The organism is Acetobacter sp. (genome assembly GCF_047723915.1).
In the GTDB taxonomy this organism is placed as follows: Bacteria; Pseudomonadota; Alphaproteobacteria; order Acetobacterales; family Acetobacteraceae; genus Acetobacter.
On the sequence record NZ_JBDOBQ010000025.1, the window covers coordinates 1 to 19,787 of the forward strand.

A 19,787-nucleotide genomic window follows, 5' to 3' on the forward strand; every position below is an offset into this window, starting at 1 on the left:
ACGTCACCCAGGCATCGGGCGTGGCCTCGTTCAGCATGGTGTAGGTGTTGCTGACGTAGGTGCGCGCAATCGCCAGAGCCGCGCTAGCTTGCTGGGCCAACGTCTGTGTCATCACTGTCGTGAGCGCCGCCGTATATGCTGCGGAATCGCAGGCGGTTTCCCCGGTCTGCAACGTCTTCGGCTCCGATGTATATTCACCTGCCCCGATGACCGTCCCTGATGCATTTTTTATGACTGTGTAAAACATTTCGGTCTCCTACGTGGCCGGAATGAAGAGATAAAAAAGCGACAGACCTATCGCGTACCAAGTGCCAGAGGTGGAAGATGGCGTATATGTAATCCCAATTGTATTTGCTCCGGCCGCAGCTGGGATTGTTATGCAATGCGACATGGAAAGAGGCGTAGAATCGGCAACTACTGCGCCGGGTGCGCCATTATAGTAAACGTCTAATGCAGCCATGGCAGGCTGCGTTGCGCCTGGCGGGGCACCGACATTCACACCCGCCCAGACAATATAAGTCCCCGCGACTGGGGCAGTATGGTAATTGGTAAAAGCGCGCGTATCGGAGCTACCAGTATAGTATACCTTGGTGCCCCCACTCTGAAATCTACCGGCAAGTGCACCAATAGAAGCGCCTACCTGAACCTGCGTGGCGTAGCCATTGAACAAACTCTGCCACTTAGCCCCGTCAGCGCCGGGCACGGTCGTGTTGGCATCGGCCGTGGAAACCCAGAATGCACCGGCGGAATCAACCACGATGGCAAATTTCGGGTAGCCGCCGATGAGCGTGGACAGCGCCGCATTGTAGGGGGCAACACCGCGCTGGGCGGGTGCAAACAGGGTTTGTGCCGCCTTGAGCGTCTGGGACCAGTCTGTATTGTCGGCTGTGATGCCAGCAGCTTTTACGAAAGCCAGCAGTTCGCTCATCATCATATTGTAATGCCAGGCCGGGAAATCGGTCGCCAGAATACCTTCTGCGGCATTGCCATCCGTTGCCCAGCCCGGTGTGCCGGACGCGGGCTGCTGGTCGGCCTGCGTCTGGACAACGGTGTTGGCAGAAATCAAAAGATCCATGTCAGGTTCCGTAACTGAAGAGAACGATGGTATGTGCCGGCGCACGGGCCTTGATTTCGCATTGCAAAACCGTGTTGCCCCAGTTCGCCCAGGGCTGGCCGAATGCGTCCCCGAATTTCAGGCGTGATATCGTGAACTGCGGGGCATTGACCTGCCACGCATATGCCCAGTCCTGACCACCGAACGGTGTTCCGAACCGGCTGCCAAAGCGCTTGGGCGTAAATTGCGTAATTGTGATTTCAAACCCGAGAGCTTTGGCAAAGGCTATGAAATAGGCCACCGAGCATCCGCCGGTATCGGTTATGCGGGCAACAACCTGAGCGCGCCGCTGCGCGATGCTTGGGTTATCGCCAGCGCACGGATCAGGCAGACCAAGTGTGCTTTCCCACTCTGGCAAAAGTTCAGTGGTGCTGGACGGAAAAGCATCCACCAGAAGATTGGCCGCCCTGGACGAATTACGGGCAAACGTGCCGGCCCAGATGTCTGCCAGCCTGTAGGGCCCGCTGCCCGAGGCCTTAGGCCAGATCGGGCCAGAGGGGAAAAGCCGCAGCAGGGCAGCGCGGAACATGTCCTGACTGAAGATAGGGGCTGGCATGTCAATTCTCGAAAGTGAGCGTTCCCAAAGTGGGCATGGCGTCAGCCGTTGCGCCGGTCACGGATTCCGCAGGCTGGGGCACGCTGAACGTTGACAGACCGATCGCAGCGATCGCCTCTTCCCAGTCGTTGGGATGGATCGTCCCGCCGGGGGCGGACAGGCGCAGGAACATGTCCTGCAGGGCTGCTGTAATAAGGGTCTGATTGGAGACGGTATTGCCCGTGCCCAGATCGGCTACCACAAAATTCACCGGCTGCGCTTTCGGTGAACAGACAATGACCAGAGCATCGACCGGCTGGAGTTCGTACAGGGCATTCGCAACCGTCAGCTGGTCACCGGTTGCAGTTGCATAGCGGGTATCGGAACTGCTGGCGCCGTCAGTGCCCTGCGGAAACCCGCCATATGCCGATTCCGCATCATCGAACATCGGGTAGACGACTATCGTGCCAGCGCCAAAACCCAACGGGTTGCACCAGGCGCGAGTGACGCCCGGCACTGCCAACGCCCAGTTTAGATAATCCTGCTTGCGTCCATTTGCCGCATCGCCCTGCCACGCCAGCAGAACGCGCGCCCTGAAATCGTCGGTTGTTTCCGTATCGGCTCCACCGGTAAATGCGGTGGTGACCTGTCCCACGGTCTGGATTCCCGGAACGGGGCTGGACAACGTGGCCAGCGTGCCAGCCGGAACATTGCCGGCAATCCCTGTTTCCGAGCAGGTCGCCGGGGCTGTTACCGTTGTGCCGTTCAGCGTGCTATCGGCCGTAGTTACGGCAAGCAGGCCACCTGCCAGAGCGATACTTGTGCCGGCATTAATGACCCCGCTCCCGGTGGCTGTGAACGCGACAGACCCGCTGGCCGACGTTGCCTCCTTGATAACAACGTCCTTCAGGCCGCCCCATCCTGCCAGATATTCGTCTGTCGCGGTCCATGGAACAGCCTGTTTGGCAATCCAGTCCAGATAGCCGTAATGAAGGTAGGCAAGGCCCGCCAGTACATAGGACAGAACCGTCAGCACGGAAAAACGCAGGACAGCGGATACGTTCGGGATCCCGCCGTCCAGCACATCCTGCAAGGCCTGCTGGCGCAGTTCCGTCAATGTTGGTCGTGCATATGGCATTCAAAGTCCGTCCCATGCCCAGGAAAACAGAAAGACCTGTGCTTCAGTCTGGCCTGGTTCGATTACCGACACGCGGAATTCTACCGCCTGCCGGTTTTCAGTGCTCCACCAGGCGCTTACTGTGACAGATGCGGCGACCCCGTCATCGACCAGCCATTGCAGGGCTTCCTGGCAGATCGCTTCGACCTCCCGGGGGATAGTACTCTGTCCTGCCTTGACGGCGCGGGCCAGCTGCCAGAGGCGCGAGCCGATCGGCACGGCTTCCCAGGCGTCGGCCCACCAGCCGCGCCGGTCATTGAGCTGTGATCCTGCTGCCCCCGGGGCCGGCGTAAATCCGACCGCACCATCCAGCGGGGTTATGATCTCCGGTGCCACACGATCGGTAAAAAGGCTGACCAGCACGGCGGATCGCAGGGCGCTGTCCAGCGCCAGATTGCCGTCGCTGAAAGTCCAGTCACCCCGCGCCTGCGCGACGTTCCATGTAATTGCTATATCCATGGCGGATTATTCCGGTGTGCCCGATGTTCCGGGTGCAGTCGTGACAGGATGCTTGTGCTGCTGAAGACTGATGTTTCCCGCCTTTATGTCGCCCTGGGCGGTAATCGTGCTGGTGCAGGTAATCGGGCAGTTGAACGCGGCTTCCTGCGCGGAAACGTTCACTTTGCCAGATGTGGAAATGGCAATGCTGCCATCCGCCTTCAGCCAGACCTGCGCGCCGTTCACCAGATGATAGAGACACACATCCCCGGGCTGAAGGTCACGCGGGTAACTGCGCTGGTCACCCGTGGCGATCGCCACGCCTCGCGTGCGGTCACCCCCCTGGAACAGCACCACGATATCTGAGCCGGGCAGTGGACGACTGCGGAATCCAGCCTGTTGCACGACCGGGACATCGCTACGGATTTCCTCATCGGCCAATGCGACCTGCAGGGTCGGGGTCGAGGCAGCTTCGTTCGTGTCGGCTGTCTGTCGGCCGAGGCCGAGCGCCATGGCCATACGCCTGCCCAAACGCTCAAGCGGGGATGACATCAGCTATTCCTTGTTGCAGCAGCCACGCCCTCGTTCTGCGCCATTGGCAGCACCAATGGCTGTGGTTTGAAGGCTTCTGCCGGCATCGCGACAATATTGGCGTGCGTGCCATCGGCACCCTGCACAAACTCAACTTCTGCAATCAGCCAGCGTTCACTTAAACCCAGCTTGCCAAGATCTATGGGGGCCAGTGTATTGGGCTGCCACAGGCGCCCGTTGCTGTCGCGCCAGCTGTCGCATACCAGTTCAACCGGCCGGGATCGGCCATAACGCCGGGCGACCTCCCACTGCACACGCTGGGCTGCGACCGCATAGTTGGCATCCCCCGTTTCGACGGGCACCAGCATCGGGCGATAACGGGTAACGCCAGGGTCAGTGGCACTGGCTTGGCTGGGGGCTGTCAGGGCCTGCATTTCCTGCGCCTGCTTGTTCCCGTCCTTTGGTGCTTCGAACAGCACGGCCGTCGTCTGCAAAATGGCCTGGATTTTCGAGTAACGACCATTCATGGAACGCATGAACCGGGCCCGTTCGACATTACGGCCCAATACCAGCGCACCCGCCACGGCGGTACCAATGGGGGCAAGCAGAATGGAACCGTCTGGCTGATCGTAAAACAGGCAGCCTGCCAGGCGTGTCGCGCGTTCGATGACCTCGTAAGCGGTTTCTGTCAGGATAACAGAAAACTGCTGTATGGACGTACTGCCCGCGCCACCAAGCGACTTGACGGTAATATCAAACGGTTTGCAGACCTGCTGGGCGATGGCCAGCACGGTTGTGTTGTTCATCTGATAGGTCGAAAATTCGGCTGAACACTCCGTTGCGTCGATTGACCTCGAGGTGACGACCAGGCGGATGCTATGTTCCTCCGGACCGACTTCCTCGTCGACGGTCTGCACATAACCCGTCAGGACAGGATCATTGCCGATCTGGATACGGCAGCTGTCTTCTTCATTGATGGTGATCGTGTAACCGTCGGTAGTGGTAGGCTGCCATTTCGTGGTTTCGAACATAGCCGCCCAGGGCATGATTTCGACCCCGACGCGAATGGAAACACGTTCCCAGCCCGAAATGCTGAAACCGCCGACGTAAATCGTCGCCGCATCAGCCATTGTCCCGTCATAGCCCAATGCCTGGGAGAGAGCATTGATGATGCCCATGTTTGTTCCTGTTCAGGAGGACAATGCCTCGAAACTGGTCGGCATGAAGGCCGGATGAATGGGGTCGGCCCGGCGGATCAGGTCATCAGACCGGGATCCATCGGCATAAAGTTGCTGGCCAAGCAGAAGAGCAGGCAGCGCGGCGTTACGCTGAACGGTAATCTGGGCAGGGAGCTGACTGGCCCGTGTTGCCAGATCGGACGTGACATGAAACCGCAGGTCGCGCAGCGCCTTCCAGATATCGGTCAATCCGGCATCGGCCGCCTGTGTCGCGGCTGTATCGAGCAGAATGGCCATGGTCTGCCGCAGGCGTTCCGCATCCTGCGAGGACGTGGGCTGCCAGTCGGCACAGGCCATGGAAAGAGAGGCGAGCGCCATCTGCCGGCAGAGTGACGCCGTAGCCGTTCTAGCAGTGGCGATAGCTGCCCCGATCGGGGCCAGAGTGCTACTGCTGTCCGCGGTGAAAGCCACCAGCGGCAGGATTGCTGCAATCTGCCCGCCGGGGTCCGCTATGGAGGCACGCAGCAGTTCCGGCACCTGTCCGACTGTATCGGCTATGGTGAGCGCCGTCGTGCCCGTGCCCAGCGCGGATATGGCCGCATCAACATTGGCGCGGGCTGCCGAGAGGGATATCAGCACCGACGAGACCGTGGCGGTCGTATCCGTGCTGCCCGAATGCCCAGCGGCATATCGGCCATTGTTCCCCGGCAGGATAGCTATGGCAGACGCCATGACCTGTGGCGAACGCATTGCCCCCTGTGCAAGCTTACCCCATGCGGCCGCGACCGCCTGGGCGGCAGCGATCGCTGGCTTGCCAGCTGCCAGCGCGCTGACGGCCGTGCTGGAATAGCTGGTCGCGGCCAGTTCCTGCACCACAATGCCAGCAGCTGCTACTGCTGCATCCAGCGCCAGCTTGACCACGGTACCGAGCAGGTCCTTCTGCTCGATAAAATCGCATGTGATATCGATCCGGCCGGAGATACCATCGGGTTCTGACCAGGAGAAATTGACACAAACGGCCTTGATCACCCCGATTGTGGGGTGAACCAGCAGGCCGGGGCCGGCCGTTTCGGCCGCATTGACCAGCATGTCACGCTGGAGAGCCGCCGTGGGACCGAACACGAACCCCCGGATATGGTATATGCGCTCACGCTGTCCCAGATCCTCAACCCATACACCATCGCGATAGGCGTAGCGGTGGATGGCCTGCTTGCGTCCGTTCTCACCCCCGCTCCCCAGCACCACAAATGGCACGGCACGGAATGAGCACTGCAGGTATTCCAGTGCCGTGTTCAAAAGTGACCCGGACATGGGTTCAGTTTCCTATGGCGGTGTTTGCCGGATCCATCGCCCGATGCTGGGTGACGGATGCCACCTTCAGGTTAGGGCTTGTGCTGCCTGTTTTCACCGACGTGCCGGGGGCGCCCTGGGTGCGGACATGCACATCCAACTGCATGCGCTCAGGCGCCGCGTCGGCCTGGGTCGACGGCGCTGCAGGCATGATGGCCGCAGGGGCTGAAGGTCTTGTGACGTTCAGTTCGGCAATCATTTTGTCATATGCGGTATCCGGATCCGGAGCGTCTGGCTGCTGAGCAAGACGGCGGGACCAGTCAGTCCCCAAGCCCGCCCGATTACTCATTTCATGCAGTTGATCAGCCTGCGTCAGGCCAGGACGGAAATAATCGACTGAGGCCAAGGCTGCCGCCTGTGAAGCAGTCTGTGCGCGCTTGATATCCGCACCGCCCAGGTAGGAGCGATTATCCAGCTCCCATTTCATGAACCGCAGTTGATCGTCGCGTGACGAGCCGTGAATATCCCGCCCTATGACACGACGGAAATCCTCCTGCCTGTCATGGTGCCACTGCCCTATACCGTAGGCCGTGCCATTGTCCCCGACCTTTGACGGATCGAAATTACCGTCCTCCTGCGCGAGATTGGCGACAAGGCCTGCAGACTGCTCTGCCGTGTAGCCGTTCCGCATGAAAAAACGCTGGATTTGTCGTCCTTGCTCGACAGTATCCGCACCACCTAGATTCTGCTCGGCCTGAGCAGCATGCTGCTGTTCGTAAGAGCGACCGAAAGCGCCCCCCGTCAGATCAGATGCTGCGTTTTCAAGCATCGCAATACCAGGCATACCATCGAGAAAATTGCGGCCCCTTTCAGTCCTGAATATCGCGATCAAAGCGCCTGCCGCAGCCGTTGCCGCGATAAACCCCGCAGATACTGAACCAATCATGCCGACCAATGCGGCAAGGCCTGCGATCGCTGGGGCCGCCCAGAGCGCAGACATTCCCGCTACGAGTGCAATAGCGGCAGACTTCCACCCTCCAAGCTTATCGACCACAGTGCTGATACCGGTACCAATACCAAGGATATCCGCTTTGATTTTCTCCCATCCCCCGTTACGTAGCCATGCAGCAAGCTGGCGCACATATCCGGCGATATCCTGGGCGATCCATGCACGATTTGCGGCAATCCATTCTGCCATCTGCTGCAAAACAGGTGTTATGGCGGGCTCAACAGCCTCTGCCACGCTGTATCCGAAGCCTTCGACCGCAAGCGACAGCTGGCGCTGGGCATTCTGCATGCGGGATGCAGCATCTGCGCCCTTATCATTCATGACGCCATAGCGCTGGGCCAGACGGATGTTGTCGTCGAACGCGCGGGAAGACTGCTGGAACACGGGCAGCAGCCCCTCGCCAGCCTGACCGAACAGTTTTACCGCAGCGATTGTCTTGGCCGCGGGGTCGCGTATGGCCCGTATCTTATTCGCGATCCGGTCGAACAGCTGTTCGGGGGATGATTTTTTCAGTTCATCCATGCTTATGCCGAGCGCCTGAAACTGGGCTGCCATTTCAGGCGCGAAGCCGTTTACGGCTTCCCATTTCTGCTGGGATAGCTGGCTCAAGGCCCCGCTCATGGCATCGGCAGAACCACCTGACAGCTCCGCAGCATTGCGCAACGCCATATGCCGGCCAACGTCCATGCCGATGCTACGCGATGACGTGCGCATATTGGTGCCCACATGGGCCCATGCACTGGCAAGCCGATACACCCCCGCGACAGAGGCCGCGCTGGTCAGGGCACCCATTTCAGGCACGAGGCGGCCAACGGAACGGAACGTATCGAGCGTGGTCCGGGAAAGGTCGCCCATGCCTTTGCGCATGGAAGACACACCCGTAAGACTGAAAAACCGTGAGAGCGAACGGCCCGCATTGCGAACGGGCGCCTGCAGCGAGGCGATTTTACCGTTAACCTTGTCCAGCGTCATGCTGGCACGGTCGATGGCGGTAATCGGGATTTTAACTGCTGCGGCCATTTTTTGCGTCTTTGCGCCTGCGTTCAGCTATGCGGTTCGCCTGCGCGACCCAGTACAGCAGTTGCTGTCCATTGAGTTTTTCGACCTCGGACAGTGACCAGCCGGAGAAAAAGGCCATCAGGTCTGCTGGAAGAGGTTCCCAGTTCGACGGCCATTCGTAAAAAAACCAGTGAGGTAATCGGCCGCCTGCGCGAACCGGCTGATCGGCATTTTGAGGACAGCCGCCAGAGGCCAACCGCTGACCTCGCCCACCAGGTCAATTTCAGCCTGGAGGAAGTCCGCGACACTGCCGCGCCCTTCCGTGGCCTTGAAGCGCCTGCGTTCGGCCACGACCGGTTCACGCAGGGTCATGTCGGTAAAGGTGGTGTTGACAGCCTCAATGGCGGGGCTGAGCACCAGCACAAGGGAGGGTGGGCAGTCCGGGTCAGCGGCGGGGGCGCGGCGTGCATCGTCTTCGAAGGCGCTGACATATGCGACAGCAGAATCGAGAATGGTGGAGCCAAGCTGGTCGACGGCAGCTTTGGGCCAGCCGGAAATGCGGATGACCATATCGATCTGGCTGTCATACACGCTTTCAAGGCTAGGCTTTTTGCCTATGACCTTGGCGGCCTGCAGACAGTGGAATACGCATGGTTCGCGCAGGCTGATGGTCTTCCACTCCCGGCCATCCCGGGTGGTGATGGGGGTGTCCAGCGTGAACTGGCCTTCGGCAGATCGTTCACCTACTTCGGGTTCGGCCACGGCCGACAGGACGTCGGAATCGCTCAGCGTTGTCACGATGCTGTATCCTCCGTGACCGTATCGCTCTCGACCTTGAGTTCGAACGTGCCTTCCTGGGTGTTGGGGTTGATCCGATCGACCTGCCAGCCATTGACGACAGTGATGATTTTCCCGTTTGCCAGAACGGCAATGACCGTCAGGCCCTTCGCTCCCTGAAAGTCGCTGACCTTCTTGTCGCGCCGGTCACGCAGGCTGGCCTGAATGAAGCCCTCCCCCGGCATGACCTGGAACCCTTCGACCGAGCTTTGGCCTTTGAGGGTTTCGTTGACGTCGCCTGCGGCCTGCCACTGCAGTTCGCCCACCACGCTCCAGGCCTCCCCGTTGATGGTAAGGGAGGCCGCACCTGCGAGAGGACCACGATATGATGACATGTGTTATCCTCCGTCAGGATTTGGTGAACAGGACGTTGCCCGCGATCACCCAGAGCTGGTTGGCGAAGTCGTAGGGCAGCAGCAGCTTGACGACGCCGTTCCCGGCGTTTTCAGCCACGATGCTGGCCGCGAACGTGTCGGGGTTCTGGACCCAGAGCTGCGTTGCCTGCCAGCGGTACCGTGCCACGGCCGACTTGCCGACCAGCTGGGCTGTGGTGGCCTGCGCCCCCGCGGGGATCCGGCTTCCATCCGCCACCAGAATGGTGCGCGGATACTGCGATGCCAGATAGGTCACCATGTCCTGCATGCAGACTTCGGCCGTCAGCAGGGTTTCGATGTCCAGATAGCTGTCATCAGCCACACCTGCGGTGTTGGTCTGGTAGGTGGTGACCAGACGTTCGGTCAGTACCGTATCGCTGTCATCCACCGTAAAGGTGGACAGCCCGTCATGCAGGAAACTGTTGCGTTCATCGAACTCGAAGCGGCCTGCATCGGTCGGGGGCAGAACGGTCAGCGCCAGGCCGCGCACCGGCAGGGCGGGGTTGGTGCGCATGGACACGGCCGTAACCGCGACCAGCTGCGCCGCCCATGTCATGGGTGAGGACGGACTGTCGGAAATGGGCATGACAGTGCCATGAGGGTCATTCTGCGCCAGACCGAAGGTTGTCGCAGCCCCATAGGTGCCACGGAATGCCGTGATATGGTGCCCGTAACGCTGGATCATGGGCGACCAGTTGCCGATCGTGTTGTCGAACAGGTTCTTGAACGCGGTCAGGCTGGCGGTATCTGTGTATGGGTGTGCATGCAGGTCGTACACACGGCTGCCCAGATTGGCCAAGTCAGTTGGCAGGGACGTGGGGTTCTGCGTGCCGCCGGTCATCTGGGCGATGGCAACGGTGAGGCCGCTGGGCACTGCCTGCCCCCCTGCGGTGCCCAGAAGAGCAACACCAAGCGCGATATCGTTCCCGGCAAGCCCCTTGTTGAGGGCGGTAACGGTTACTACCCCCGCCGCAGCGGTGACAGAGGCGAGCAGCATGCTCTGGTTCTTGGCGGCCAGAACCACATTGGCTGCCACCACAGCAGCTGTATCACCGACCGAAACGGCGACGGGAACAAGCTGATCCCCAACGTAAAGGGGAAGTGTGCCCGCGGCCGTGGCTGTGCCGGTCAGGGTAAACGTGCCGGATGCGGCCTCGGCCGCGGCATCATCGGCCAAGGGGAGTACCCAGACCTCCCCTGTGCTGTCGATGGTGCGATAATCCTGCACCATACGCGCGCACTGAGAGCCAGCGCCGTATTTGGCGATGGCGTCGCTCACGCCACCCGAGATTGTGGCGACCCCGGCGGACGCAGTGCCTGTGGCAAGCATCTGCCCGACAATGAGAATGCGCCGTGCCGCGCTGGCGGTATTGGCGGCGCTGTTGTCGAGATTGAGGTAGAAGCCGGGGACCCGGTTACTGTCGGAATAGCCCGGAACGGTAATGCTGCCGCTCATGCGCTTTTTCCTTCCGGTTCAGGGAGTTTTTCAGACACGGATGCCTGGGGCTGTGCCTGGGCAGTGCTGGTGGAAGGGCTGGCGACAAGAACATCGCCACGGGATACGGCGCGCAGCCAGAATGCGGTCTCGGGAACGTTCGCCCCGGCCGCATCGAGCAGGCGCAGCGTTCCCGGCCACCGGACTGAACGGCCCTGAGCAGGTTTGACAAACATGTGATTATTCCTGGGGAAGATCGGCTACGAACCCGGCCGCGATCGTGCCGGTAAGATCGCCTGTGATCTGGGTGAACGGCACGCCGGAAACTGGATATTCCTGCGTGTATTCCATGGCGAAGGTCAGCCTTACCGCGCCCAGATACTCGGCACTGTCCGCAGTCATCTGCTGTTCGGTGTCGATGCTGGAAACCTGCTGCACCATGGACATGATATCCGCACTGCACATGACGGACATTTCGATCTGCTCCGCTATGCGGTCGAGCACACCCTGCACCATGGCCGGGTTGCCGCCACACACCTTGGCCGTGACTTCCAGCAGGGCAGTGCGCGTGTAATCCGGTGTCCCGCGACTGTTGCTTTCGGCCTGTTCGGATGGAACAGTGACAAAAATCGCCGGGAGTTTTTCAGATGGGAGCGGATAGGCGGCGACAGTAAAAACACTGTCGCGGGCGTCAGTAGTCTGCTGGAGCAGACCAGCCACTTTGTCGCGCAGTTGAGACCGGTAGAGGCTCATTGATCTGATCGGCCTTGTTCAGCAGACAATCCGCGGCACCATGGCTGTCGGGCATGACTTCGCGCACGATCCAGCGGGACTGACGGATAATGAAAATGTCGCCCTGGGCGGGTGGCGCAGGGAATTGCGAAAGCTGGACGCCAAGGCGCGCATCCGCGCTGACGACATGGGCGGGGTCGATGCCATTCACGATTTCGATGTCCATGGCTTTCCAGCCATTATCGAAAATGCCGGTCAGCGTGATGGCTGCAGCGGTACCCCCCTGCAGCCATTGCACGCTTTCTCCGAAGACGGTCTGGCACGGCCCCAGGACCAGACGGTCCCAGTCCACGGGGCCGGTCATGGTCAGGACGGGGTGGCGGGCGGTGCCGTCATATCGGGCGCCGGACGCATGGTGGACAGCGACGCCGTGTCCGGGTTGCCTTTTTCGCCCGGCGATGCCGCGCGGGCAATGCCGCGCTTGATCCAGAAGGCGGCAAGAGGGGCAGACACCTTGAGCAACGTCCCGACCGGATGAGGGAGACGCCCGATCTGTTCGTAGATCGGGCGCATGGTAATGACGCTTGTGTTGTCTTCAGCCATGGATCAGGTCCCCGTCGGTCCGGGGACACCGGCCCCGGCCGCCATGACGGTTGCAGAGAAAGAAGCATTGACCCGCGACGGAATCACGATCGGTGCCGATTGCGTCAGCAGGTTGATCATGGCCGGATTTTCCGAATACCAGAGCTTGGGCGCGTAGGCCAAAGCACCATAGCCGAAAGCGGGGTCGAGAATGAGACCGAAGCCGCGCACACCCTCCATGTCCGGACCGGTCATGACGACAGTGCCGTCGGGGATCATGGGCTCTTCCGTGTCCGTGTCCGGGTCGACATACCAGTCGTTATACAGCCACAGACGAAACTGCCCCCACGTGCCCATGAAGATCGCACCGCGATCCATCTTGCCACCCAGCTGCACATCGGATCCGCCGACCTTGCCCGGCCAGATGATGGCATTGAGCACCTTGATATCGCTTTTGAAGGCGTTCCAGGGGGAGTTGGTGAAGATGATATCCAGCGGAGCCGCACCGGACTTCTGCACGACCAGCGCCGCCCATTCAGTCAGGTAATCGGACGGATAGACACCGGTCTGCCCCCACTGCGCAGCGCCTGCCAGGGCGACGGTCAATGCCGGGTCACGCCGGAAATCGACAACGGTCGTGGGATAGCCCTCACCTTTGATGGTGACGCTACCGGTCACCAGAGCGGACGCGGCCATCCATTCCAGCCGACGGTTGATCATGTCGACCTGATCGGCCATTTCCCATGCGAGATTGGCCTCCAGCCGCTCAGCCGGGCTCATGCCTCCCATCAGCCGTTCGCCGATGTTACGCCGGACCGGCTTGAGCAGATCGGGATTGCGCAGGTCCTTGATGTAGGCCGGCTTGAACAGGCTGGTTTCCCACATGCGGCTTTCCACCAGCTTGCCTTCAACAAGGGGCGAGCAGAATGGCGCCATGCGGCGCTTGCCGACATCGACATCGATCGCGACCTCGACAGCATCGGATTCCACGATATTGGGGAAAAAATTGTCGAGCAGGAATGTTTGCGCGAGCTTGAGGTTGCGTACGAAATACACCAGTTCGGCGGTATCATACGCACCAAGCATCGGCAGGAGTGCCTGGGTCACTCCCGCATTGCCGGTCAGGGTTCCGGACATTCAAAAATCCTCTGGAAAGCCGCCGTCAGACGATGGCGTTGGAAAGGCCGGTTTTCACAAAAATGGAGAACTGGCGGAGTGCCTGGGTCAGGTCGGCCAGCGTCCAGCTGGCATCGAACGTCATGTAGTTCGAATTGAACTCGCCCATTTCGTAGATCGCCCCCTGGGTTGCGGCGGCGGATGCATCCACCGCGTCGACCACGATGCCGCATGGCACCTGCGACCCGTCGGTGGCGGTTTTGACAGAAGGGATATAATCCGACGAGGCCGTGACCCTGCCGACCACCTGCCCGCGCACCAGTGTGGTGCCGGACGCAAAGGTGACAGTCGAAGTCACGAGCTTGAGGTTGCCCGCAATCAGCTGATCGGGGACAAAGACCGCCTGCTGGGAGGTCGGATAAACACCATAGCTCATGCTGGCACCTTAGCGTTTGGAGTTGGCGAGGCGGGCCAAGCGGGCGCCAGGCCGGTTTTCGGGCTCACCGGAAGGCTGGGAAAGCGCGCCGCGTCCTTCGTGCCCCATGCGTGTACGCAGGCCCGTATATCCGGCATCGGTCTGGCTGGGCTGCCCGGCATCGGCGGCAGGGGCGGTGGCGCGTAGCACACGGACGGCCTGGCTGCGCGGCAGGCTGGTGCCGAACGCCAGTTCGGCTGCTGCTGCGGGGTTACGACCGGCTGCAGCGGAGCGGAAAATAGTCGCGCAACGGCCACGCTCACGCATGCGGATGGCACGGGCCTTGGGATCGGCCTCGTCATCCTCATCGTCGTCGTCCGTGCCTTCGGCGTTTTTGTCGTCGCCGGTATTGTCCTCGGTGCTATCGCCTTCGGCGCTTTTCCCTTTTTTGCCCTTCTTGCCGCGCCTTGCGTCGTCTTCGGGATTTTCTCCCCCTCCGCCGCCGTCGCCTTCGCCCGAGGGGCTGCCATTGTTTTCGTTGTCTTCGGTCGTATCGTCAGTCGCGGCCCGTACGCCACCGGCAAGGTGCGCAAAGGGGCTGATGGCGCGTTTGGCCATGGTTCTCGCTCCAGTTGTGTTGAAAGTTCAGAGATGCGCCAACAGGTCTCGGAAGGCGTCATCACGGGGCATGACGGCATCGGCCAAGCCAGCCTCGACCGCGCCTTCACCCCGAAACACGGCGGCCTGCATGCCTTTGACGGCATCGGGGGTCAGCCCCCTGTTACGCGCTACCGTGTCGAAAAAAAGCTGCCCGAGGCTGTCGATGTCCGCCTGGATCAGGGTCGTGGCCTGTTCCGTCAGCGGTGTGGTCGGGTAGCCGTCGGTCTTGTGTTCACCGGTCTGGAAGGTCGTAACCTTGATCCCGGCATCGGCCAGCATGCCGGTGATGTCAGCATGCAGCCAGACGACGCCAATCGATCCGACCTCCCCCGTGCGGGGTAGCACGATGCTCTGGGCCGAGCAGGCCAGCGCATAGGCAGCGGAGCAGGCCATTTCATCCACGATGGCCACGACGGGCTTCTGCGCGTGGGCAGCGCGGATACGGTCGGCAGTATCGAAACACCCCGCGACGGTGCCGCCCGGACTGTTGATATGCAGGACGATGGCCCGCACCGTTTCGTCCGCCACGGCCATCTCGATGGCGGCGGTGATGTCGTCATAAAATGTGGCCGTCTGCCACCACCAGCCATCGGACGAACCCGGCAGGAGGATTCCCGAAATGGTGATGACGGCAACACCACTGACATTTGACGTGATGGCTTCTGCCCCCCAGCGTTCATCCTGGGTGGCGGGCCCGAATATCATCATGTCATCCGCCTGTGCGGCCAGAAGCCGCTGCACGATCGCCTGCCTGTTGCGGCTAAGGGCGACCGGCGCGTCCAGCAGGCGCGATATCAGAGCGTATTGCTTCATGCATCCTCTCTGGGCGGCATGTTGCCGCCCTGGTTGCGATTGCCGATCCATTCCGGCGGCGGCAGGCCACGGTCGCGGAAAGCACCGAGTTCGACCTCGCGCTGGTCGAGCGTTTCTTCCCAGTCCCGGCCCTCGCTTTCGGCGCATTCGTCTTCCAGGGTGGACAGGCCGCCCTGCATGCCGAGTATCGCCCCCTCGCGTTCAGCCACGGGATCGATCCAGCCACGGCCGGGGCCGAGCCAGCGACAGCGTGCATAGGCGTGGCGGGCTTCGAGGAACCTGGGGGCGTTGCGCGGCAGGGGCAGCTTTTCCGCTTCCATGATCTCTTCCAGCAGGGCGATCCGGATGGGGGATGCGAACCCGATGGAAAAATCTTCACGCCGCCGTTTCATGGTCTTCCATGCTTCGAGCAGGGCCCCGCGGGCAGACGAATAGTTGACATCTGACCAGTCGTTGCTGACCTGCATGGGCGCCATGCCAGCACCACTGGCGACGTTGTTCAGCACGGCGCGTTCGAATTCCCGGAAGTTGCCCGCCGGGCGCGCGGCCGACACCGTGTTGATTTTCTCGCCTGGGAAGAGGATGGGCATCCGCGCGCCATTGAGCGAGATATTGCGACTTTCATGGAACTGGGTTCGCATGTCCTGGTAGACACCCAGGCTGTCGTCTCCGCCCTCGATCGCTTCCTCGGTAATGCCGTGGTCGTATGGGCTTTCGACATAGGCCGCGAAAATGGCGTTGATGATGGCCGCATCCAGTTCCGACCCATCATATTTGATGAGCATTTTCAGACGCTGAAGCACCGGTGTGAGCATGCCGGTGCCACCCACATGCTGGCCACCCCGATGATGCTCGAAGAAATGCACAACCTGCGGTCGGCCCCACGATGTTTCGCGCTCAATGCGGTCCCAAATGACGGTATCGCCCATACTGTACCAATCCGCCTGATGGGCGCGGCGGATATGATAGGCAATGGGAATACCGGAATCCGTGATTTCCACACCGTTCCGCAGGTTCTTGAGGTCGTACTGGTTTTGCGGGTTGCTCAACCGGTCCGGGTCGATGATCTGAACGGCAGTTGCGTAACGCGCCCGCCCCATGCCGATATTGTCCTCAAGCCACGGCAGGTAGGCCAGAGCATCGCCATCGACAATGAGATGCCGAAAGCCGAGGTGCATCTGCTGCGAGAAGGTGAGCATGCGCTCGGCATCGTTGTAGCGCCCCGGATCATCCGCCCAGGAACGCCACCAGCTGTCGATTGCCCGGGCAAATTCATGTGCCCACTGGGCATCGAACGCGGAATTGCCGCTCAGATGCGCCAGGTATCGGTAGTCCGGCTTGCTGACCGGGCGCAGCATCACGCCAACGGCATTGTCCAGAACACGGGTGACAGCACCAGCGGCCCACCCGTCATTGCGCACAAGGTCCCGCACCCGGCTGACAATGCGGTTGCGGTACGGGCTGCGTTCCGTATCGGCCGAGAACAGAGGGGGCATCCACCCCTGCATGCGCTGACCGGAGATATCGGCCGCATCATAAGCCTGCCCGGGCCATCCGGTCAGGGCATTGGGTTCGCGCCGTGGCGGGCGTGGGCCCGCGGGAACACCCCCGAGCATACGCACCAGAGAATCACGCACTCCCATCAGAACACCGGCCGGAGCGCACGACGACGCGTCCCAGGCACACCAAGCTGCCGCTGGAGCGTGCGGATCATGGCAGAAAGGTCAGCCACATTGGCCTGCCGGTAAGTGACTGTTTTGCTGCCATCGCCCTGGGCATAGGTGACAGAGGCAACGCTCTGGCCGGACTGCAGGCCGATCAGCGCCATCTGGCAGTTGGTCAGCGCGGCCTGAAGCTGATCGGTGCTCAACCCGGCAAGCAGGCTGCTGGCAGGGTTGAAGCGGGCCTGCGGCAGACCGAAGCCAGGATATCCGTTACGCATCACAATGTCCGATCAGGCCAGTCTGGCCGTACGCCGGTTCAGACGAGCAGTGCGCTTGCGCTCCGCTTCGACCGTTTCGGTCTCATCTGCCGGGTTGGAAAGACCGTCCCCCGTGTTTTCGGGTGGCGGTGGTGGCGGGTAGGATGCGACTTCCTTTTCCATCGCATCCGCCCTGCGGTTGAGCGACAGGCCTCGGTAGATCAGCCCGCACAGAGCCGCGTAGCTGTAGACCGCAAGATCAAGGGCCTCATTCCGGCGGCCTGGCAGCACTTCCCAGACCCTGACGATGCTGCCCCGAATGCTGCGCTTGACTGATCGTTCGGCCAGCAGCTGGGCGAAGTAGTTGACATCGCGATCGGACGGGAAATGCATGTAGCCGGGAGAGGCCTCTCCCGGGTCAGGCTGCTTGAGGTGCAGCCGGGCGCGGATCACATCCTTGGCCGCGTTCACGCCGATAATGACTGGCCGGAACGACGCCTTGTTGCGGGCACTGGGCCGCTTGTTCGGCCATACGGGCGAGCGTGCCCCACCCCGAGCCGATTCACCCTTGATGGCCCATATGCGCCGCCCCAGGCGGGATCGGCAGAATTCATAGACCTGCTGGGTGTGATGGCCGCCGGAATCGATACATGCGGCCATCAGGGTGAACGGGCGGCCATCGGCCCGGAACCATGTGCGCTGCAGGGCCGCGTCCACTCGGTCCCATGTCTGGGGCATTTCCGGATCGCCCTCGATGACCAGATACGCGATCGACCAGCGTTCCTCGTTCCGGCCCCAGCCGACGATCTCGATTTCTATCCGGTCATCCTGCGTGTCCGCGCCTGCAGTCAGCATGACGACGCCGTAAGGAACCTCGCCCTCCCAGTTCTCGACCCGGGCGGCAAGGCTCAGCTCGTTCAGCGCACCGTCGCCCTTGTCCTCGAAAGGCAGCCCTAGCGTTGTATTGATGAAGGTCTGGCGGCGCAGAGGATCCTTGTGAACCTCCAGCCATTCCTCGACCAGTTTCGCCCATGTGGCATTGGGAGAGAGAGAATAGATGGAGCAGATGTGAAAGGACGCATGCCCTTTGAACGGCCTGGAGGCAATCCACTCTCCCGCCGCCAGCATGTCGGGCTTGTCAGCATCAGTAATAATGCAGCCGTTATGGCGGCAGACATAATAGGCGGTCTCCGGTAGGGGCTTCCCGTTTTCGTCCTTGTCCCATTTTATGCCGTATGGGGTTTCCCGCTCTCCCCATTCCAGCACCTGTTTTTCGCCGCAATGAGGGCATGGCACATGGAACTGGCGGCCATCGCCCTCATCATACAGTTTCTCAATGCGGCTGATCCCGGCAACCGTCGGGGTCGACCCGGCGATGATCTTGCGGTTCCAGTATGACTCGGCCCGCTTGGTGCCGAGCGATATCTGGTCACCTTCCGCACCGGCGCCACCGACAGGATAACCGTCGACCTCATCAAAAATCACGACGCGGACCGTGATGCGTCGGAAACCGCCCGGACTGTTGGCCCCTACCAGTTTGAGCGATGCCCCGTTGCGCATGGTCTTGCTGAGCAACGTATTCTCGCCGCTCTTTCCCTTGCTGTCCGGCGCAATCGCAGCCAGGACGGGTGTATCGCGCAGCATCGGCGCAATTTCGTCCTTGCTGTAATCCTCAGCATCTGTCTCGCGCGGCTGGACAACCAGAACAGGAGACGGATCTCGTTCAAGGTAGTAGCCAATGGCGTGGTCGATGATCTTGGTGTAGCCAACACGGGCCGACTTCATGACCGAGATTTTCTCGACGGCCGGATCTGTAACCGCATCCATGATGCCGGTCTGGTAGGCATAAGCTTCAAACCGACCGGTCTGCGCACTGGTCTCTTTCGAGAGCACCGCATAGAGCGCGGCCCATTGGCTCAAGGTCAGTTTGGGAGGCGGCTTCAGGTTCTCCCTGCGCGCCTGGTCCAGCCTTATGATGAAAAATTCATACCCGGCCCTGTAAGCGGCTTGCGGCGTCTTCTCCATCCAGTGTGAGCTTTTCCAACGCGCGCGCAATCAACGTCTCAAGACGTTCACGCAGTTCAGCGGCCCCCTTGCAACGGGCCAATGTCGGAGCATGTTCGGCAGGAATAGCCAGCAGGCTGGAACGGACACGGGCATATTCATCGCCAACGGCACGGGCAATCAGTTCGACCTCGACCACCCTGGCTGCCTTCTGATCATATTCGAGCCTGGCCGTCTGAGCCTTATAAACCTCGCGAAGCCGAGCAGCTTCGGCGCGTGACATCGCTTCGAGGGGGATGTGTTCCCCGGGAGCATATGCCGCCTGCTCTCCTACCGGCGGTGCCGAACTGCCACCACGTGCTGCCTTGGCTGCCACCGGTTGCAGGTCTGGTTGCATCTCCTGGCGGAGTGCCAACCATTCGTCAAACGACGCAAGGTCGACTTTCCCGCCGTCTGCCTTGATCTTGCCTGTTGCTATGTTTTTCTGAATTGCAGCCCGGCTGAGGCCTGCACGACGGGCCGCTTCGCTCTGGCTGATCGTCGTCACTACATCACCTGCAACTGCAACCCGAAAAATTCGCCATAGCTAGGGATCAACCGAGCTCGCGCAATACCCGCGTTGAAAAA

General features: G+C 61.1%; 24 protein-coding genes. 1 reads left to right on the forward strand and 23 read right to left on the reverse strand.

Annotation, left to right across the window (positions count from 1 at the left end; translation table 11 throughout):
• Positions 1-256 precede the first annotated feature (256 nt).
• Genes ABF990_RS11810 through ABF990_RS11845 form a run of 8 tightly spaced genes read right to left on the reverse strand, consistent with a single transcriptional unit; the run spans position 257 to position 8,139 of the window.
• Positions 257-1,075, reverse strand: a complete 819-nt coding sequence (locus ABF990_RS11810) for a hypothetical protein (RefSeq protein WP_415500008.1) — start codon at positions 1,073-1,075, stop codon at positions 257-259.
• A 1-nt stretch (position 1,076) separates the two neighbouring features.
• The gene (locus tag ABF990_RS11815; RefSeq protein WP_415500009.1) at positions 1,077-1,670 is read right to left on the reverse strand and encodes a YmfQ family protein; all 594 of its coding nucleotides are present in this window, start codon (positions 1,668-1,670) and stop codon (positions 1,077-1,079) included.
• Position 1,671: 1 nt separating this feature from the next.
• Positions 1,672-2,787, reverse strand: coding sequence for a baseplate J/gp47 family protein (locus ABF990_RS11820; RefSeq protein WP_415500010.1), 1,116 nt, complete (start codon positions 2,785-2,787; stop codon positions 1,672-1,674).
• Positions 2,788-3,285, reverse strand: coding sequence for a phage GP46 family protein (locus ABF990_RS11825; protein ID WP_415500011.1), 498 nt, complete (start codon positions 3,283-3,285; stop codon positions 2,788-2,790).
• Positions 3,286-3,291: 6 nt separating this feature from the next.
• Positions 3,292-3,816 carry a phage baseplate assembly protein V gene (locus ABF990_RS11830; protein ID WP_415500012.1) on the reverse strand — a complete coding sequence of 175 codons (525 nt, stop codon included), beginning with the start codon at positions 3,814-3,816 and terminating at the stop codon, positions 3,292-3,294.
• On the reverse strand, positions 3,816-4,973 hold the full coding sequence (locus ABF990_RS11835; RefSeq protein ID WP_415500013.1) for a phage baseplate assembly protein: 1,158 nt from the start codon (positions 4,971-4,973) through the stop codon (positions 3,816-3,818). The genes ABF990_RS11830 and ABF990_RS11835 overlap by 1 nt, the downstream gene beginning before the upstream one ends.
• A 12-nt stretch (positions 4,974-4,985) precedes the next feature.
• Positions 4,986-6,284 carry a DNA circularization protein gene (locus ABF990_RS11840; RefSeq protein WP_415500014.1) on the reverse strand — a complete coding sequence of 433 codons (1,299 nt, stop codon included), beginning with the start codon at positions 6,282-6,284 and terminating at the stop codon, positions 4,986-4,988.
• Between the two features lie 4 nt (positions 6,285-6,288).
• Positions 6,289-8,139: a phage tail tip lysozyme gene (locus ABF990_RS11845; protein WP_415500015.1), complete on the reverse strand. Its 1,851-nt coding sequence runs from the start codon at positions 8,137-8,139 to the stop codon at positions 6,289-6,291.
• On the opposite strand from ABF990_RS11845, the gene ABF990_RS11850 reads away from it, so the two are divergent.
• A complete protein-coding gene (locus ABF990_RS11850; RefSeq protein WP_415500016.1) occupies positions 8,138-8,389 on the forward strand; it encodes a hypothetical protein in 252 nt (83 codons plus the stop codon). The genes ABF990_RS11845 and ABF990_RS11850 overlap by 2 nt on opposite strands.
• A 20-nt stretch (positions 8,390-8,409) precedes the next feature.
• Here ABF990_RS11850 and ABF990_RS11855 read toward each other — a convergent pair whose 3' ends face one another.
• The 15 genes from ABF990_RS11855 to ABF990_RS11925 are packed head-to-tail and all read right to left on the reverse strand — an operon-like array spanning position 8,410 to position 19,707.
• The gene (locus tag ABF990_RS11855; protein ID WP_415500017.1) at positions 8,410-9,069 is read right to left on the reverse strand and encodes a phage tail assembly protein; all 660 of its coding nucleotides are present in this window, start codon (positions 9,067-9,069) and stop codon (positions 8,410-8,412) included.
• On the reverse strand, positions 9,066-9,443 hold the full coding sequence (locus ABF990_RS11860) for a phage tail tube protein (RefSeq protein ID WP_415500018.1): 378 nt from the start codon (positions 9,441-9,443) through the stop codon (positions 9,066-9,068). Before ABF990_RS11860 ends, ABF990_RS11855 begins: the two co-directional genes overlap by 4 nt.
• 13 nt (positions 9,444-9,456) lie before the next feature.
• Positions 9,457-10,938, reverse strand: a complete 1,482-nt coding sequence (locus ABF990_RS11865) for a phage tail sheath subtilisin-like domain-containing protein (protein ID WP_415500019.1) — start codon at positions 10,936-10,938, stop codon at positions 9,457-9,459.
• The gene (locus ABF990_RS11870) at positions 10,935-11,153 is read right to left on the reverse strand and encodes a DUF2635 domain-containing protein (protein WP_415500020.1); all 219 of its coding nucleotides are present in this window, start codon (positions 11,151-11,153) and stop codon (positions 10,935-10,937) included. The genes ABF990_RS11865 and ABF990_RS11870 overlap by 4 nt, the downstream gene beginning before the upstream one ends.
• A 4-nt stretch (positions 11,154-11,157) precedes the next feature.
• Positions 11,158-11,670, reverse strand: a complete 513-nt coding sequence (locus tag ABF990_RS11875; protein ID WP_415500021.1) for a hypothetical protein — start codon at positions 11,668-11,670, stop codon at positions 11,158-11,160.
• Complete coding sequence (locus tag ABF990_RS11880; RefSeq protein WP_415500022.1) at positions 11,609-12,013, reverse strand: hypothetical protein; 405 nt, start codon at positions 12,011-12,013, stop codon at positions 11,609-11,611. Before ABF990_RS11880 ends, ABF990_RS11875 begins: the two co-directional genes overlap by 62 nt.
• A gap of 2 nt (positions 12,014-12,015) precedes the next feature.
• Entirely contained in the window at positions 12,016-12,252 is a 237-nt protein-coding gene (locus tag ABF990_RS11885) for a hypothetical protein (RefSeq protein WP_415500023.1), read from the reverse strand.
• A 3-nt stretch (positions 12,253-12,255) separates the two neighbouring features.
• Complete coding sequence (locus ABF990_RS11890) at positions 12,256-13,368, reverse strand: major capsid protein (protein WP_415500024.1); 1,113 nt, start codon at positions 13,366-13,368, stop codon at positions 12,256-12,258.
• Between the two features lie 25 nt (positions 13,369-13,393).
• A complete protein-coding gene (locus ABF990_RS11895; protein ID WP_415500025.1) occupies positions 13,394-13,783 on the reverse strand; it encodes a head decoration protein in 390 nt (129 codons plus the stop codon).
• A gap of 9 nt (positions 13,784-13,792) precedes the next feature.
• A complete protein-coding gene (locus ABF990_RS11900; RefSeq protein WP_415500026.1) occupies positions 13,793-14,380 on the reverse strand; it encodes a hypothetical protein in 588 nt (195 codons plus the stop codon).
• A 27-nt stretch (positions 14,381-14,407) separates the two neighbouring features.
• Positions 14,408-15,235, reverse strand: coding sequence for a S49 family peptidase (locus ABF990_RS11905; RefSeq protein WP_415500027.1), 828 nt, complete (start codon positions 15,233-15,235; stop codon positions 14,408-14,410).
• Positions 15,232-16,878 (reverse strand): phage portal protein, encoded by a 1,647-nt coding sequence (locus tag ABF990_RS11910; protein WP_415500028.1) that lies wholly within the window; start codon positions 16,876-16,878, stop codon positions 15,232-15,234. Before ABF990_RS11910 ends, ABF990_RS11905 begins: the two co-directional genes overlap by 4 nt.
• Positions 16,878-17,177, reverse strand: coding sequence for a gpW family head-tail joining protein (gene gpW, locus ABF990_RS11915; protein WP_415500029.1), 300 nt, complete (start codon positions 17,175-17,177; stop codon positions 16,878-16,880). Before gpW ends, ABF990_RS11910 begins: the two co-directional genes overlap by 1 nt.
• Before the next feature lie 12 nt (positions 17,178-17,189).
• Complete coding sequence (locus tag ABF990_RS11920) at positions 17,190-19,181, reverse strand: phage terminase large subunit family protein (RefSeq protein WP_415500030.1); 1,992 nt, start codon at positions 19,179-19,181, stop codon at positions 17,190-17,192.
• Positions 19,141-19,707, reverse strand: a complete 567-nt coding sequence (locus tag ABF990_RS11925) for a hypothetical protein (protein WP_415500031.1) — start codon at positions 19,705-19,707, stop codon at positions 19,141-19,143. The genes ABF990_RS11920 and ABF990_RS11925 overlap by 41 nt, the downstream gene beginning before the upstream one ends.
• Positions 19,708-19,787: the final 80 nt, after the last annotated feature.

Bases quoted from the DNA above. Each gene is read 5' to 3' on its own strand.
- ABF990_RS11895 (WP_415500025.1), bottom strand. From the start codon at position 13,783: ATGAGCTATGGTGTTTATCCGACCTCCCAGCAGGCGGTCTTTGTCCCC.
- ABF990_RS11850 (WP_415500016.1), top strand. From the start codon at position 8,138: ATGGAAGACACACCCGTAAGACTGAAAAACCGTGAGAGCGAACGGCCC.
- ABF990_RS11905 (WP_415500027.1), bottom strand. From the start codon at position 15,235: ATGAAGCAATACGCTCTGATATCGCGCCTGCTGGACGCGCCGGTCGCC.
- ABF990_RS11870 (WP_415500020.1), bottom strand. From the start codon at position 11,153: ATGTTTGTCAAACCTGCTCAGGGCCGTTCAGTCCGGTGGCCGGGAACG.
- ABF990_RS11820 (WP_415500010.1), bottom strand. From the start codon at position 2,787: ATGCCATATGCACGACCAACATTGACGGAACTGCGCCAGCAGGCCTTG.
- ABF990_RS11860 (WP_415500018.1), bottom strand. From the start codon at position 9,443: ATGTCATCATATCGTGGTCCTCTCGCAGGTGCGGCCTCCCTTACCATC.
- ABF990_RS11825 (WP_415500011.1), bottom strand. From the start codon at position 3,285: ATGGATATAGCAATTACATGGAACGTCGCGCAGGCGCGGGGTGACTGG.
- ABF990_RS11835 (WP_415500013.1), bottom strand. From the start codon at position 4,973: ATGGGCATCATCAATGCTCTCTCCCAGGCATTGGGCTATGACGGGACA.
- ABF990_RS11890 (WP_415500024.1), bottom strand. From the start codon at position 13,368: ATGTCCGGAACCCTGACCGGCAATGCGGGAGTGACCCAGGCACTCCTG.
- ABF990_RS11910 (WP_415500028.1), bottom strand. From the start codon at position 16,878: ATGGGAGTGCGTGATTCTCTGGTGCGTATGCTCGGGGGTGTTCCCGCG.
- ABF990_RS11865 (WP_415500019.1), bottom strand. From the start codon at position 10,938: ATGAGCGGCAGCATTACCGTTCCGGGCTATTCCGACAGTAACCGGGTC.
- ABF990_RS11875 (WP_415500021.1), bottom strand. From the start codon at position 11,670: ATGAGCCTCTACCGGTCTCAACTGCGCGACAAAGTGGCTGGTCTGCTC.
- ABF990_RS11880 (WP_415500022.1), bottom strand. From the start codon at position 12,013: ATGACCGGCCCCGTGGACTGGGACCGTCTGGTCCTGGGGCCGTGCCAG.
- gpW (WP_415500029.1), bottom strand. From the start codon at position 17,177: ATGCGTAACGGATATCCTGGCTTCGGTCTGCCGCAGGCCCGCTTCAAC.
- ABF990_RS11830 (WP_415500012.1), bottom strand. From the start codon at position 3,816: ATGTCATCCCCGCTTGAGCGTTTGGGCAGGCGTATGGCCATGGCGCTC.
- ABF990_RS11845 (WP_415500015.1), bottom strand. From the start codon at position 8,139: ATGCGCAAAGGCATGGGCGACCTTTCCCGGACCACGCTCGATACGTTC.
- ABF990_RS11920 (WP_415500030.1), bottom strand. From the start codon at position 19,181: ATGGAGAAGACGCCGCAAGCCGCTTACAGGGCCGGGTATGAATTTTTC.
- ABF990_RS11840 (WP_415500014.1), bottom strand. From the start codon at position 6,284: ATGTCCGGGTCACTTTTGAACACGGCACTGGAATACCTGCAGTGCTCA.
- ABF990_RS11885 (WP_415500023.1), bottom strand. From the start codon at position 12,252: ATGGCTGAAGACAACACAAGCGTCATTACCATGCGCCCGATCTACGAA.
- ABF990_RS11900 (WP_415500026.1), bottom strand. From the start codon at position 14,380: ATGGCCAAACGCGCCATCAGCCCCTTTGCGCACCTTGCCGGTGGCGTA.
- ABF990_RS11810 (WP_415500008.1), bottom strand. From the start codon at position 1,075: ATGGATCTTTTGATTTCTGCCAACACCGTTGTCCAGACGCAGGCCGAC.
- ABF990_RS11815 (WP_415500009.1), bottom strand. From the start codon at position 1,670: ATGCCAGCCCCTATCTTCAGTCAGGACATGTTCCGCGCTGCCCTGCTG.